Raw genomic sequence first — 14,007 nt, forward strand, 5'->3', positions numbered from 1 at the left:
CCCGGCCCGTTTACGGCACCCGCACGGCCGTACGCTGTTCAGACTGACGCGTCCGTATATCGGAATCGGGTCAGCCAAGTTGCCTGCGTGTTAACGCAGTTACGGTACAAATGTGCGGTTATGCGCCGTGGTTGCCATGATCGACCCCGGCGAAGTGGCAGGCGGAGGCGTGCGCGGCCGGCCCGCCGAGTCCCCTCAGGGACTCCGGGACGGCGAGCACCGGCACCTCCTGGGCGCACCGCTCGCGCGCCTTCCAGCAGCGGGTGCGGAAGCGGCAGCCGGACGGCACGTCCGTCGGGGACGGCACGTCTCCGGTGAGGATGATCCGCTCCCGCCGGCTGCGCGCCCCGGGGTCCGGCACCGGGACCGCGGAGAGCAGCGCCTGGGTGTACGGGTGCGTCGGACGGCCGTAGATCTGCTCGTCGGAGCCGATCTCCACGATCCGGCCGAGGTACATCACCCCGACCCGGTCCGAGATGTGCCGGACGACCGACAGATCGTGGGCGATGAAGAGGTACGACAACGCGAACTCGCTCTGCAGCCGGCCGAGGAGGTTGACGACCTGGGCCTGCACCGAGACGTCCAGCGCGGACACCGGTTCGTCGGCGACGATCACCTCGGGGCGCAGGGCGAGGCCGCGGGCGATGCCGATGCGCTGGCGCTGGCCGCCGGAGAACTGGTGCGGATAGCGGTTGATGTGCTCCGGGTTGAGGCCGACCACGTCGAGCAGTTCCCGCACCCGGCGGCGCCGGTCGCCCTTGGGGGCGGCCTCGGGGTGGATCTCGTAGGGCTCCCCGACAATGTCGCCGACCGTCATCCTCGGGTTGAGGGAGGTGTACGGGTCCTGGAACACCATCTGGATGTTGCGGCGGACCGCCTTCAGGGCGCGCCCGGAGAGCCGGGTGATGTCCTCGCCCTTGTAGTGGATCCGGCCGCGCGTCGGGCGCTCCAGGCTGACCAGCAGCTTGGCGACCGTGGACTTGCCGCAGCCGGACTCGCCGACGATCCCGAGGGTCTCCCCCCTGCCGAGCGCGAAGTCGACACCGTCGACGGCCTTCACCGAACCGACCCGCTTCTTGAACAGGACGCCGCGGGTGAGCGGGTAGTGCTTGTACAGCCCGCTCACGCGGAGGATCGGCTCAGCCATGCAGGCACTCCCCCCAGAAGTGGCAGGCGCTGCCGCGGTCCTCGTCCACCGGGTGCAGCGGCGGGAGGTCGCTCCGGCAGGCGTCCCGGGCCGCCGGGCAGCGGGGGTGGAAGGCGCAGCCGGGCGGGATGTCCATGAGGCTGGGCGGCAGGCCCTTGATGGCGTGGAGCGCGTGGCCCTTGCGGTCGAGGCGGGGGATGGAGTCGAGAAGTCCCCGGGTGTACGGGTGGGCCGGGGCCCTGTAGAGGTCGTGGACGGGGGCCGACTCGACGATCCGGCCCGCGTACATCACGGCGATGCGGTCGGCGACGTCGGCCACCACGCCGAGGTCGTGGGTGATGAGGACGAGGCCCATGCGGTACTCGCGCCGCAGTTCGGCGAGCAGGTCCATGACCTGGGCCTGGACGGTGACGTCGAGGGCGGTGGTGGGCTCGTCGGCGATGATCAGGGCCGGTTCGAGGGCGAGCGCCATGGCGATCATGATGCGTTGGCGCATCCCGCCGGAGAACTGGTGCGGGTAGTCGCCGACCCGCTGCCGCGCGGCCGGGATGCGGACGCGGTCCATCAGCTCCACGGCCCTGGCCCGCGCGTCCTTCCTGGACATGCCGCGGTGGACGACGAACATCTCGCCGAGGTGGTCGCCGACGGGGAGGACCGGGTTCAGGGAGGACAGCGCGTCCTGGAAGATCATCGCCATCTCGGCGCCGCGGATCCTGCGGCGCTCGTCCTCCTTCATCGTGAGCAGGTCCCGGCCCTTGAACAGCACCCGGCCGCCGGTGATCCGGCCGGGCGGCACGTCGAGGATTCCCATCACCGCCTGCGCGGTCACCGACTTCCCCGACCCGGACTCCCCGAGCACCGCGAGCGTCTCACCGGCCCGTACGGTCCAGCTGACCCCGTTGACGGCGCGCGCGACCCCGTCCCGGGTCCGGAACTCCACCCGCAGATCCCGTACGTCGAGCAGCACCTCCCCCCGGGCGTACGGCTCCACGAACTGCGCTTCCCCTGCTTCCCCTGCGTCCAGCGGCATCGCCGGGTCACCTCCACCTAGGGGGTGTCGTTTGGATCAGGTCGGCTGAGCCGGCGTAGCCTCTGGGCCGACCCGAGCGGGGTGTGGTGCGTGCGGCTGCAAGGCGGAGGAGGGCGGCGACGCGGAGCGTCGGCAACCGACGACAACGCCGCAGACGTGCGTGCCACACCCCGCGACGCGCGGCATGATCCAAACGACACCCCCTAGGGCCGGGGCGACGCCCACCCGCGTCGCGAAGGGGGCGGTCGGACCGCACCGGGCGGCAGCCCGCACCCCGGGCCCCGCAGGGCGCCGTCGGCCCGGACCGGGCCCGCGGGCGGCCCGCCGCAGGGGTGCCGGGCCCGGTGTCGGGTCCTTGTCGTCGCATCGCTCCGTCACCTCAGTTTCGGGTCGAGGGCGTCGCGGATCGCGTCGCCGAGCATGATGAACGCCAGGACCGTCAGGGCGAGGGCGCCGGAGGGCCACAGGAGGGCGTGGGGGGCGTTGCGGACGTAGGGGGAGGCGGCGGAGATGTCGATGCCCCAGGAGACCGTGGGGGGCTTCAGACCGACGCCGAGGTAGGACAGGGTCGCCTCCAGGGCGATGTACGTGCCCAGGGCGATGGTCGCGACGACGATCACGGGGGCCACCGCGTTCGGGGCGATGTGGCGCAGGAGGATGCGGGAGGAGGAGGCGCCGAGCGCGCGGGCCGCCTGGACGTAGTCGTGCTGTTTCGCCGTGATCACCGAGCCGCGGGCGATCCGGGAGATCTGGGGCCAGCCGAGCAGCACCATGAAGCCGATGACCGGCCAGACGGTGTCGCCGGTGACCACGGAGAGCAGCACCAGCCCGCCGAGGACCACGGGGATCGCGAAGAACACGTCCGTGACCCGGGAGAGGACCGCGTCCCCGGCGCCGCCGAAGAAGCCGGCGAGGCCGCCGAGGACGCTGCCGAGGACGGCCACCCCGAGGGTGGCGAGGACGCCGACCGTGACGGACGTACGGGCGCCGTAGACCGTGCGGGTGTAGACGTCGCAGCCCTGGCCGTCGTAACCGAAGGGGTGGCCCGGGACCGAACCCTCCTGCGCGTGGGCGAGGTCGCACTTCAGGGGGCTCTCCCAGGTGATGGCCGAGGGCCACAGGGAGATGAACAGCAGGAACAGGATGATCAGGGAGGACGCCAGGAAGACCGGGTTGCGGCGCAGGTCGCGCCAGGCGTCGGACCACAGGGAGCGGGGTCTGCCCGTGGTCCCGGCGGCCGGTGCCGGCTCCAGGGGCAGCGGCTGCCCCACCGTCAGCCCCGGCGCCACGATCTCGCCCTCCGGCTCCAGTTCAGGCATAGCGGATCCTCGGGTCGAGTACGGCGTACAGGAGGTCGACGAGCAGATTGGTGACCAGGAAGACCAGCACGAGCACGGTGACGAAGCCGACGACCGTCTGGGTGTTCTGGCGGAGGATCCCCTGGTAGAGCTGGTAGCCGACGCCGTGGATGTTGAAGATCCGCTCGGTGACGATGGCGCCGCCCATCAGGAAGCCGATGTCCGCGCCGATGAAGGTGACCACCGGGATGAGGGAGTTGCGCAGCAGGTGCCGGGTGACGACCCGCCGGCGCGGCAGCCCCTTGGCGACGGCGGTGCGGACGTAGTCGGAGCGCCGGTTCTCGGCGATCGAGGTCCGGGTCAGCCGGGTGACGTACGCCAGCGAGACCGAGGCCAGCACCAGGCCGGGTACGAGGAGTTCACCGAAGGCGGCGTCCGGGGAGACGGACGGCCTGATCCAGCCCCACTCGACGCCGAGCAGCAGCTGGAGCAGCAGACCGGTGACGAAGGTGGGCACGGAGATCACCACGAGAGTGGCCAGCAGGACCCCGGTGTCGACGGGGCGGCCCCGGCGCATCCCGGTGACGACCCCGAGGGTGATCCCGATGACGATCTCGAAGAGGATCGCGACCAGCGTGAGGCGCGCGGTGACGGGGAAGGCCGTCGCCATCAGCTCGGTGACCGGCTGGCCGTTGAACGCCGTGCCGAAGTCCCCGGTGAAGACGTTCCCCATGTAGGTCAGGTACTGCTGCCAGACCGGCCGGTCGAGGCCGAACTCCTGCTTGAGCTGCGCGGTCGTCGCCGCGTCGCACTGCCGTTCGCCGCACAGGCCCGCGACGGGGTCGCCCATCACGTTCACCATGAGGAAGATCAGCAGGGTCGCGCCGAGGAAGACGGGCACCATCTGCAGCAGGCGCCGTACGACGTACCGCCCCATGGCGGGTCAGCCCACCTTGATGTCGGTGTAGACGGGGACGGAGAACGGGTTGAGCCGGACGTCGGAGAGGCGTTCCCCGTAGCCGCCCGTGCCGTTCTGGTACCAGAGCGGGATGGCGGCCATGTCGTCCCGGACGACCCCCTCGGCCTGCTGGAACAGCGCCACGGCCTTGGCCGGGTCGGTCTCGGCGTTGGCCCGGTCGACGAGCCGGTCGAACTCCTTGTTGGACCACTTGCCGTCGTTGGAGGGGGCGTTGGTGTAGTAGAGCGGCTGGAGGAAGTTCTGGATGAGCGGGTAGTCCATCTGCCAGCCGGCCCGGAAGGGGCCGCTCAGCTTCTGCCGGGTGGTCTTGTCGCGGTAGTCCGCGAAGGTGCCGACGGGGCTGCCGGCGCAGGCCCGGTCGTCGCCGAGGACGGTGTTGATGGAGTTGCAGACGGCGTCCACCCACTGCTTGTGGGAGCCGGCGTCCGCGTTGTACGTGATCCGCACCTGCCCGCCGGGCAGTCCCCCGCCCTCCTGGATCAGCTCCTTGGCCCGGGCCGGGTCGTAGGTGCACCACTCGCCGCACAGCCCCTTGCTGTCGCCGCCCTTGATCCCGAGGACCGGCGAGGTCCAGTCCGTGGCGGGGACCCGCGTCCGCTGGTAGATCGTCGCGGTGATCCGGTCCCGGTCGATGGCCATGGACAGCCCCTTGCGGACCTTGTCCATGCCGGGCCTGCCCCACGCCTTGTCGTAGTAGGGGAAGGCGATCGTCTGGATGATCCCGGCGGGCTGGTTGAGGTAGCGGCCGCCGAGGTCGCCCGGGGCGTTCTTGAGCTGGGCGGCGGGCACGTCGTCGGTGAGGTCGAGGTTGCCGGCCAGCAGGTCGGTGTAAGCGGTGTTGGGGTCGGTGTAGACCTTCAGGGTGACCCCGCCGTTGCGCGCCTTGTCCGGGCCGGGGTAGTCGGCGCGGCGGACGAGGTTCATCTGGGCGCCCCGGGTGTACGAGGCGATCGTGTAGGGCCCGTTGCCGACGGGCTTCCTCAGCCAGGCCTCGTGGTCGTCGAAGAACGCCCGGGGCAGGGGTGAGAAGACGGCGTAGCCGAGGGTGTCGGGGAAGGACGAGAACTTCTGGCTGAGCCGCACGGTGAACGTGCGGTCGTCGACGACCTTCAGCCCGGACAGGGTGTCGGCGCTCTGGGTCCCGGTCTCCGGGTGGATCCGGTCGTAGCCCTCGATGTACTTGAAGAACTCGGCCGCCTTCTGCGCGTTCCTCAGGCTCGCCCCGTAGTTCCAGGCGTCGACGAACGAGCGGGCGGTCACCTTCTCGCCGTCGCTGAACGTCCAGCCGTCCTTCAGGGTGACCGTGAAGTTCTGCGAGTCCGGTGTCTCGATGCTCTGCGCCAGCATGTTCTGCGCCTGGGCGGTCACGGGGTCGTACCGCTTCAGGCCGCGGAAGATCATGTCGAGGACCTTGCCGCCCTGCACCTCGTTGGTGTTGGCGGGCTCCAGCGGGTTCTGCGGGTCGCCCCAGGACGAGGTGAGGACCTCGCTCGTGTCCCCGCCGCCGCTCCCGCCGCCGCAGGCCGCCGTAGCCAGCAGGGCCGCCGCCGCGCACACGGCCCACCTGGCTTGTGTGGCTCCTCGCATGGAGTGCCTCCTCTTGACTGGCGCCGGACCCAGGAGTGCCTTGATCCTTTACCAGCCAATATCGGCACATGGCGGCCTCCGTGCATGTTCACCCCACCCGTACGGGTGCGAAGGGGCGTCAGAAGGAGGAACCCGAACGACTCGGCTGAGCCGTACGGGGGACCGGCGCGGGGTGCCCGGCGTCGGCGTGCCCGGCCTGGACGCGCCCGGTCTGGAGGTGCCCGGCCCGGAGGTGCCCGGCCTGGAGGTGGCTAGCGCGGCACCTCCTTGAAGACCACGTGGACGCCGCCGTGCGGTGACATGGAGATCAGCAGGTTCGACGACAGGGCCGCCGCCAGCCGCTCCAGCAGCGGCAGGGTCGGCACCCCACGACCGCACTCCATGCGCGAGAGCGCGCCCTGTGTCATGCCCGCCTCGTTCGCGAGGCGTTCCTGGGTGAACCCCAGCTCCAGCCGCCGGGCCCGCACCGCCGCCCCGAAGGGCCGCCCGACGCCACCGGCTCTGCGTTCCGCTGCCACCAACAATTCGCCACTCCCCGTTTGTGTCTGACCAACGATCAGGACTCGGGGCGCGCCGCATGCGGTTCCTCGCTTGGGGAAGTCTTGAGGACGCCTTTCATACCGCAAAGCGCATGACGCCGTGCGATGAGACGCTGCTCACTTCATACAGACGATGCGATAGCGACCTTCGGTACGGAGACAGCCAATTCGGCCCGCTCCGACCTGCGGCGACTCCCCGTGTGCACCCTTTGCCCGGTGGCGGCCGGAACTGTCAATGCCATGCGGTGCATGGGCGTGTCCCGCCTCCCCGCAATCTGTTTGCAGCCTTGTCCGGGCACAGCCAGTCTGACGGCGCGCTCCCGGTGAGCGCAGCGTTCCTGAAGGGGGAATCGTTCGTGCTGAGAATCTCAAGTGCCCTGGTGAGCACGGCCGTCGTGGCCGGCGGCATCGTGACCGGCGTGGCCGCCCCGGCCTCCGCCGCGTGTGCCCCGAGCCCCGGGACGGGCTACCACATCGCCAACAAATCCACCGTGAGCAAGCCGACCAACCTGCACAGCGAGTGGATGTACGACAACCTGGGCGGCACCCTCACCTACAACCACACCAGGACGGCCACGGTGAGCGCCAGCGGCACCGCCGGTGTGGAGGCCGAGGCGGGGGCCATCTTCGCCAAGGCGAGCACGTCGTTCAGCGTGACCGTCGGCAAGTCCTGGTCGAAGTCGAACAGCTGGAGCTACGCGATCCCCGCGAAGAACAAGGCGGGCAAGACCAAGGTCCGCATGACGATGTTCCACGAGTCGAAGAAGTTCAAGGCCACGAAGTACTCGTACTACTACGACGGCCACTGCAAGTACCACGAGAGCACCAAGTGGTCGAAGTGGTTCGTCGCCCCGGTGAAGCAGGACGCCAACGTCTGGGGCCTGGAGTGGAAGTAGGGAACTGAGGGCGGTTCAGGGGCCGTTCGCCACCAGCTCGGCCTCGAATCCGTCCGTGTTCTCCAGGTAGGCCGCGTAGTGGTCCGGGCCTCCCGCGTGCGGGTAGCGGTCGGCGAAGAGCGGGGTCCAGCCGTGGGCGGGGCCCTCCTGGGCCAGCGCGTCGACCTGCGCCCGGGTTCCGGCGTGGAACGCCAGGTGGTTGAGGCCCGGGCGCAGCCGGTCGTGGCCGGTGGCCGGGCGCAGCGCGGGTGACTCCTCCACGACCAGGTAGAGGGCCCCTTGGCGCCAGCTGCGGCCGCGGTCCCACTCCTGGTAGGGCGCGTAGCCGAGCCGGCCCAGCAGCCAGCCCCACTCGTGGACCGCTCTGGCCAGGTCGGGGACCCACAGTTCGACGTGGTGAAGCATCGGCGTCCTTTCGGGACAGCACGAAAGCCCGGCACCTCCGCGTGAGGTGCCGGGCTTCGCGGGTTCGTCACGCCGCGTGCACGACGTCCTTCTCCTCGGCGAAGTGGCAGGCCGACTCATGGGCCGCCGGGGTGTCCTCGCCCCGGAAGCGCTCCGGTACGGCGAGCACCGGGACCTCGGTCGCGCACTTGTCCTGCGCCTTCCAGCACCGGGTGCGGAAGCGGCAGCCGGACGGCGGGTTCGCGGGCGAGGGGACGTCACCGGTGAGGATGATCCGCTCGCGGCCCTCACGGGCCTCCGGGTCCGGGACCGGGACCGCCGACAGCAGCGCCTGGGTGTAGGGGTGCGTCGGGTGGTCGTAGATCTGCTCGTCGGAGCCGATCTCGGCGATCTTGCCGAGGTACATCACACCGACGCGGTCCGAGATGTGCCGGACGATCGACAGGTCGTGCGCGATGAAGATGTAGGAGAGGTTGAACTCGTCCTGCAGTCGCTCCATCAGGTTGATGACCTGGGCCTGGACGGACACGTCCAGCGCGGAGACCGGCTCGTCGCAGATGATGATCTCGGGGTTGAGGGCCAGGCCGCGGGCGATGCCGATGCGCTGACGCTGACCGCCCGAGAACTGGTGCGGGTAGCGGTTGATGTACTCCGGGTTCAGACCCACGACGTCCAGGAGCTCCTGGACCTTCCGGCGCCGGTCACCCTTCGGGGCCACCTCGGGGTGGATGTCGAAGGGCTCGCCGATGATGTCGCCGACCGTCATCCTCGGGTTGAGCGAGGTGTACGGGTCCTGGAACACCATCTGGATGTTGCGGCGGACCGCCTTCAGGGCGCGCCCGGACAGCTTGGTGATGTCCTGGCCCTTGTAGAAGATCTCGCCGGCGGTGGCCCGCTCCAGGTTCATCAGCAGCTTGGCGACGGTGGACTTGCCGCAGCCGGACTCGCCCACGATGCCCAGGGTCTCGCCCTGGTACAGGTCGAAGGAGACCCCGTCGACGGCCTTGACCGCGCCGATCTGCTTCTTGAACAGGATGCCCTGGGTGAGCGGGAAGTGCTTCACCAGGTTGCGCACCTGGAGGATGGGCTCACCTCGGTCCACGGGCGCCTCGATCGCGGCGACCGCCTCCGACTCGGAGCGGACGTCGGCGGTCTCCACCTCGGAGACGTTCGGCGTGCTCTCCTGCCCGTCGTTCTTGCTGAGCTCAGCCATGGATCGTCTCCTTCCAGAAGTGGCACGCCGAACCCCGGCCGACCAGTTCGCCGCCGTCCTGCTCGGTCACCGGCACCAGGGCCGGGATCTCCGTGCGGCAGATGTCCTGCGCCTTGGGGCAGCGCGGGTTGAAGGCGCAGCCGGTGGGGATCCGCAGCAGGTTGGGCGGCAGACCCTTGATCGCGTAGAGCTCCTGGCCCTTCTGGTCCAGGCGCGGGATCGAGTCCAGCAGACCGCGGGTGTAGGGGTGCGCGGGGCGCTTGTACAGCTCGTGCACGGGGGCGCGCTCGACGATCCGGCCCGCGTACATCACCGCGATCTTGTCCGCGACGTCGGCGACCACGCCGAGGTCGTGGGTGATCAGGATCAGACCCATGTTGTACTCGCGCTGGAGCTCCGCGAGCAGGTCCATGACCTGGGCCTGGACCGTCACGTCGAGGGCCGTGGTGGGCTCGTCGGCGATGATCAGGTCCGGCTCCAGGGCCAGCGCCATGGCGATCATGATGCGCTGGCGCATACCGCCGGAGAACTGGTGCGGGTAGTCGTCCACCCGGGCCGCGGCGGCGGGGATCTTGACCTTGTCCATCAGCTCGATCGACTTGGTCCTGGCCTCCTTCTTGGAGAGGCCCTGGTGCACCCGGAACATCTCGCCGAGCTGGTAGCCGACGGAGAGCACGGGGTTGAGCGAGCTGAGCGCGTCCTGGAAGATCATGGCGATCCGCCGGCCGCGGATGCGCCGGCGCTCCTCGGCGGACATCTTCAGCATGTCCTGGCCGCGGAAGAGGATCTCGCCCTGCGGGATCCGGGCCGGCGGCATGTCGAGGATGCCCATGATCGCCTGCGCGGTCACGGACTTGCCGGAACCGGACTCGCCGAGGACGGCGAGGGTCTCGCCGGCCTTCACGCTGTAGTTGACGCCGTTGACGGCCTGGACCACACCCTCGCGGGTGACGAACTCGACGTGCAGGTCACGCACTTCGAGCAGTGGTCCGTCGTCGCCCTCGCGGGGCGCCGGCACCGGTGCGGTTTCTTCGATGATGGTCACGTACGCCTCCCTCAGCGCGTCTTCGGGTCAAGGGCGTTGCGTACCGCTTCACCGAGCATGATGAACGCCAGCACCGTGATGGTGAGCATGATCGAGGGGTACAGCATGATCCACTGTGCCACTCGGATCTGGTTGCCGCCGTCGGAGATGTCGTTGCCCCAGGAGACGCCGTTCAGGCCGAGACCCAGGAAGGACAGCGTGGCCTCGGAGCCGATGTAGACACCGAGCGAGATGGTCGCGACGACGATCACCGGGGCCAGGGTGTTCGGCAGGATGTGCCGGAACAGGATGCGCGGGGTGCTCGCGCCGAGCGCCTTGGCCGCCTGGACGTAGTCGGACTGCTTGGTGGTGATCACCGCACCGCGCATCACACGGGCCAGCTGGGTCCAGCCGAAGAAGCCGAGGGCGCCGATGACGACCCAGGCCGTGCGCTCCGGGAAGGAGTTGAGGACGACCATGGTGCCCAGCAGGAACGGGATGCCGAAGAACACGTCCACGAGCCGGGACAGGATCGAGTCGACGATCCCGCCGAAGTAGCCGGCGATCATGCCGACCAGGCCGCCCACGATGGTCACCACGATCGTGGTGCCGAAGCCGACGGCGATGGAGGCCCGGGCGCCGTAGATGAGCCGGGCGTAGACGCTGCGGCCCTGCTGGTCGTAGCCCAGCCACTCGGGCGAGAAGAGCTTCCCGAGCTGCGGCTTCTGCAGGAAGTGCTTGGACAGGTCGCCGTAGGTGGGGTTGGCGCTGGTGAACCAGCCGGGGAAGAAGGTGATCGTGAGCAGCAGCAGGATCAGCACCGCGGAGACGAGGAAGATCTTGTTGCGGCGCAGGTCCTGCCAGGCGTCGCCCCACAGGCTGCGGACCTTCTCGGCCTTGGCCGGCTGGGGGGCGGCGGCATCGGCGGCGACGGCGTCCGGCGCGGTGACGGTCTCGGATTTGGTCATGTCAGGCATAGCGAATCCTCGGGTCAAGGACCGCGTAGAGCAGGTCGACAAGGAGGCTGGCGACGAGATAGACGAGGACGAGGATGGTCACCAGACCGACGAGGGTGGTGCCTTCCCGGCGGACGATCGACTGGTAGATCGTGCCGCCGATGCCCTGGATGTTGAAGATGCCCTCGGTGACGACGGCGCCGCCGAGCAGGGCGCCGATGTCCGTGCCGAGGTAGGTGACCACGGGGATCATCGAGTTGCGCATCAGGTGGACACCGACGACGCGGCGCCGGGGCAGGCCCTTGGCGATGGCCGTACGGACGTAGTCGGCGCGCATGTTCTCGGCGATCGACGTACGGGTCAGCCGGGACACATAGGCGAGTGACGCCGTGGCCAGCACAATCGCCGGCATCAACAACTGACCGTAGTTCGACGGGTCGTTGACGTTCGGTTCGAGCCAGTTGAGTTCGTCGGCGAAGATCCACTTGAGGATGAAGCCGAGGACGAACACCGGCACCGAGATCAGCAGCAGCGTGACCAGCAGGACCGCGGTGTCCGCGGCGCGTCCGGCGCGCAGGCCCGCGTACACGCCGAGGGCGATGCCGATGACGAGCTCCAGGACGAACGCGAATCCGCCCAGGCGCAGGGTGACCGGGAACGCGTCGCCGAGCACGTCGGTGACGGGCCGGCCGCTGGCGATCTGGGTACCGAAGTCACCGTGCAGGACGATGCCCTTCATGTACTCCCAGTACTGCACGAGGATCGGCTGGTCGAGGCCGTACTCGTGCTTGAGGGCGGCGATCACCTGTGGGCTGCCGCCCTTGTCGCCGAAGAGCCCTCGCACGGGGTCGCCGGGCAGGGCGTAGACCATGAGAAAGATCAGCAGGGTGGTCCCGATGAACACCGGGATCATCTGGAGCAGTCGTCGTGCGACATAGCGCCCCATCGTGCCTCCATAAAAAGTCACAGCGGCAGCAGGCGGGCCCTTTCCCCGCGCACCGTTCACGATGCGTGTGGAAAGGGCCCCCCGGCCGCTTCCGCTGCTGCCCGGGGCGCGGCGGGCGCGCCCCGGGGCAACGGGCTGTCTGCGGTTACTTCTTGACCTGGACGCCGGTCAGGATCGGGTCTCCGTCCTGGGCGAACTTGACGCCCGAGACCTTCTCCGAGTAGCCCGCGTTGACCTTGTAGTACCAGAGCGGAATGCTCGGCATGTAGTTCGGGAGCTGCTTCTCGATCGCCTGGTACTCCTTCACCGACTCGTCCAGCGTGGTGGCGCTGTCGGCCTTGGCGATCTCGTCGTCGATCGTCTTGTTGGAGAAGCCGCTCTGGTTTCCGTCCGACTTCGAGCCGAAGAGGTCGCGGATGAAGTTGGCGTTCATCGGGAAGTCCAGCACCCAGCCCGAGCGGTACAGGGACTTGACCTCCTTGGCGTCACGCGCCTTGAGGTCGGCCTGGAAGTCGGCCTTCGGGTCCGTGTTGCACTTCACACCGGTGGCGTTGGTGATGGAGTTGCAGACGGCCTCCACCCACTCCTTGTGACCGCCGTCGGTGTTGTACTGGATGGTGATCGCGTTGCCGGGAACGCCGCCACCCTCCTTGATGAGCTGCTTGGCCTTGGTCGGGTTGTACGTCGTGACGTCACCCGCGGCGTTCGGCTGGAAGCCGAGGACGCCCTTCGCGACCCAGCCGGTGGCGGGCTCACGGGTGCCCTGGAGCACCGTCTTGGTGATGGTGGGGCGGTCGATCGCCATCGACAGGCCCTGGAGGACCTTGGGGTTGATGTCCTTCCACTGCTTGGTGTAGAAGGCCGGGGCGATGGTCTGGATCGCGGAGTAGGCCTGGTCGACCGCGCGGTCGCCGAGGTCCTGCTTGTAGACCGGCAGGTCCTTCGGGGCGACCTGGGTGATGACGTCCAGGTTGCCGGACTTCAGGTCCTCGTAGGCGGTCTCGAGGGTGGAGTAGTTCTTGAAGACCACACCACCGTTCTTCGCGGCGTTGGAGCCCTTGTAGTCGGCGAACTTCTTGACCGTGATGGCCTTCTTGTGGTCCCAGCTGACGAACTGGTACGGACCGTTGCCGACCGGCTTCTCACCGGCGGCCTTCGGGTCCTTGTAGAAGGACTCGGGCAGCGGCGAGAAGACCTCGTAACCGAGCTTGTAGACGAAGTACGGGATCGCCTTGGTGAGCGTGATGGTGAAGGTGTTTTCGTCGACGACCTTCAGACCGGAGAGCTCGGTGGCCTTGGGCTTGCCCGAGGCGGGCGCGACCTGGTCGTAGCCCGCGATGTCGGAGAACCAGAAGCTGTTGGTCTGCTTGTTCTCCGGGTTGGCGGCCCAGTTCCAGGCCTTGACGTAGGACTCGGCGGTGACGGGGGTGCCGTCGTGGAACTTCCAGCCGGCCTTCAGCTTGACCGTGTAGGTCTTGCTGTCCTTGGTGTCGACCGACTCGGCGTTCATGTTGACGATCTTGCCGTCGCTGTCGTAGTCCACCAGACCGGTGAACAGCGACTTGATCACGATGCTGCCGTAGGACTCCATCGTGTTGGCCGGCTGCAGCGGGTTCTGCGGCTCACCCGACTCGACCGTGAACGTGCCGTTCGGGTCGACGGCGGCCTTGCTGTCGCCCTTGTCGCTGTCGCCACCACCACAGGCGGTCGCTCCCAGTGCCACAACCGCGGCTATCGCGACCCACTTGGCACTCCTCGCACCGCGCATGGGTTTCCTCCTCAAGAATCCATTGGTTCACTGCACAGGGCAGCACACGACACAACACCGTTGCCGGCGCCTGAAAATGGTCTGTGCCCCCAGCGCTCGCGAGCCTGCGCCGCCTGTCGGCGCCTGACCCGTCCTCCGAGCTCTACGCGCCTAACTATCTGCCATCAGCGAAGACCGAACCACACCGACAAGGTCTCGGTTCGATCACACCTCGCGGCT

13 protein-coding genes are annotated in these 14,007 nt (G+C 68.7%); 1 reads left to right on the forward strand and 12 read right to left on the reverse strand.

Annotated elements, in window-relative coordinates:
• Nucleotides 1–118 precede the first annotated feature (118 nt).
• The 6 genes from U5640_RS15490 to U5640_RS15515 all read right to left on the reverse strand — a co-directional run bounded on the left by U5640_RS15490 (nt 119) and on the right by U5640_RS15515 (nt 6,559).
• Nucleotides 119–1,147 carry a dipeptide ABC transporter ATP-binding protein gene (locus U5640_RS15490; protein ID WP_340376378.1) on the reverse strand — a complete coding sequence of 343 codons (1,029 nt, stop codon included), beginning with the start codon at nt 1,145–1,147 and terminating at the stop codon, nt 119–121.
• Nucleotides 1,140–2,114, reverse strand: a complete 975-nt coding sequence (locus tag U5640_RS15495) for an ABC transporter ATP-binding protein (protein WP_340385134.1) — start codon at nt 2,112–2,114, stop codon at nt 1,140–1,142. Before U5640_RS15495 ends, U5640_RS15490 begins: the two co-directional genes overlap by 8 nt.
• 437 nt (nt 2,115–2,551) lie before the next feature.
• Nucleotides 2,552–3,496: an ABC transporter permease gene (locus U5640_RS15500; RefSeq protein WP_340376379.1), complete on the reverse strand. Its 945-nt coding sequence runs from the start codon at nt 3,494–3,496 to the stop codon at nt 2,552–2,554.
• Nucleotides 3,489–4,412, reverse strand: coding sequence for an ABC transporter permease (locus U5640_RS15505; RefSeq protein ID WP_067248337.1), 924 nt, complete (start codon nt 4,410–4,412; stop codon nt 3,489–3,491). The genes U5640_RS15500 and U5640_RS15505 overlap by 8 nt, the downstream gene beginning before the upstream one ends.
• Nucleotides 4,413–4,418: 6 nt before the next feature.
• Nucleotides 4,419–6,041, reverse strand: coding sequence for an ABC transporter substrate-binding protein (locus U5640_RS15510; protein ID WP_340376380.1), 1,623 nt, complete (start codon nt 6,039–6,041; stop codon nt 4,419–4,421).
• A gap of 251 nt (nt 6,042–6,292) precedes the next feature.
• Complete coding sequence (locus tag U5640_RS15515) at nt 6,293–6,559, reverse strand: helix-turn-helix transcriptional regulator (RefSeq protein ID WP_340376381.1); 267 nt, start codon at nt 6,557–6,559, stop codon at nt 6,293–6,295.
• A 401-nt stretch (nt 6,560–6,960) separates the two neighbouring features.
• Between U5640_RS15515 and U5640_RS15520 the strand changes: the two genes are divergently transcribed.
• Entirely contained in the window at nt 6,961–7,476 is a 516-nt protein-coding gene (locus U5640_RS15520) for a hypothetical protein (RefSeq protein WP_340376382.1), read from the forward strand.
• A gap of 15 nt (nt 7,477–7,491) precedes the next feature.
• Here U5640_RS15520 and U5640_RS15525 read toward each other — a convergent pair whose 3' ends face one another.
• The 6 genes from U5640_RS15525 to U5640_RS15550 all read right to left on the reverse strand — a co-directional run bounded on the left by U5640_RS15525 (nt 7,492) and on the right by U5640_RS15550 (nt 13,788).
• Complete coding sequence (locus U5640_RS15525; protein ID WP_340376383.1) at nt 7,492–7,881, reverse strand: VOC family protein; 390 nt, start codon at nt 7,879–7,881, stop codon at nt 7,492–7,494.
• A 67-nt stretch (nt 7,882–7,948) separates the two neighbouring features.
• Complete coding sequence (locus U5640_RS15530; protein WP_340376384.1) at nt 7,949–9,094, reverse strand: dipeptide ABC transporter ATP-binding protein; 1,146 nt, start codon at nt 9,092–9,094, stop codon at nt 7,949–7,951.
• A complete protein-coding gene (locus tag U5640_RS15535; protein ID WP_340376385.1) occupies nt 9,087–10,139 on the reverse strand; it encodes an ABC transporter ATP-binding protein in 1,053 nt (350 codons plus the stop codon). Before U5640_RS15535 ends, U5640_RS15530 begins: the two co-directional genes overlap by 8 nt.
• A gap of 11 nt (nt 10,140–10,150) precedes the next feature.
• Nucleotides 10,151–11,095, reverse strand: a complete 945-nt coding sequence (locus U5640_RS15540; protein WP_340376386.1) for an ABC transporter permease — start codon at nt 11,093–11,095, stop codon at nt 10,151–10,153.
• Nucleotides 11,088–12,020, reverse strand: coding sequence for an ABC transporter permease (locus tag U5640_RS15545; RefSeq protein ID WP_340376387.1), 933 nt, complete (start codon nt 12,018–12,020; stop codon nt 11,088–11,090). Before U5640_RS15545 ends, U5640_RS15540 begins: the two co-directional genes overlap by 8 nt.
• Before the next feature lie 145 nt (nt 12,021–12,165).
• Nucleotides 12,166–13,788: an ABC transporter substrate-binding protein gene (locus U5640_RS15550; RefSeq protein WP_340376388.1), complete on the reverse strand. Its 1,623-nt coding sequence runs from the start codon at nt 13,786–13,788 to the stop codon at nt 12,166–12,168.
• Nucleotides 13,789–14,007: the final 219 nt, after the last annotated feature.

The sequence above is a fragment of the Streptomyces sp. SS7 genome (assembly GCF_037993025.1).
Taxonomy (GTDB): domain Bacteria; phylum Actinomycetota; class Actinomycetes; order Streptomycetales; family Streptomycetaceae; genus Streptomyces.

Bases quoted from the DNA above. Each gene is read 5' to 3' on its own strand.
- U5640_RS15550 (WP_340376388.1), bottom strand. From the start codon at position 13,788: ATGCGCGGTGCGAGGAGTGCCAAGTGGGTCGCGATAGCCGCGGTTGTG.
- U5640_RS15490 (WP_340376378.1), bottom strand. From the start codon at position 1,147: ATGGCTGAGCCGATCCTCCGCGTGAGCGGGCTGTACAAGCACTACCCG.
- U5640_RS15510 (WP_340376380.1), bottom strand. From the start codon at position 6,041: ATGCGAGGAGCCACACAAGCCAGGTGGGCCGTGTGCGCGGCGGCGGCC.
- U5640_RS15525 (WP_340376383.1), bottom strand. From the start codon at position 7,881: ATGCTTCACCACGTCGAACTGTGGGTCCCCGACCTGGCCAGAGCGGTC.
- U5640_RS15540 (WP_340376386.1), bottom strand. From the start codon at position 11,095: ATGCCTGACATGACCAAATCCGAGACCGTCACCGCGCCGGACGCCGTC.
- U5640_RS15505 (WP_067248337.1), bottom strand. From the start codon at position 4,412: ATGGGGCGGTACGTCGTACGGCGCCTGCTGCAGATGGTGCCCGTCTTC.
- U5640_RS15500 (WP_340376379.1), bottom strand. From the start codon at position 3,496: ATGCCTGAACTGGAGCCGGAGGGCGAGATCGTGGCGCCGGGGCTGACG.
- U5640_RS15530 (WP_340376384.1), bottom strand. From the start codon at position 9,094: ATGGCTGAGCTCAGCAAGAACGACGGGCAGGAGAGCACGCCGAACGTC.
- U5640_RS15545 (WP_340376387.1), bottom strand. From the start codon at position 12,020: ATGGGGCGCTATGTCGCACGACGACTGCTCCAGATGATCCCGGTGTTC.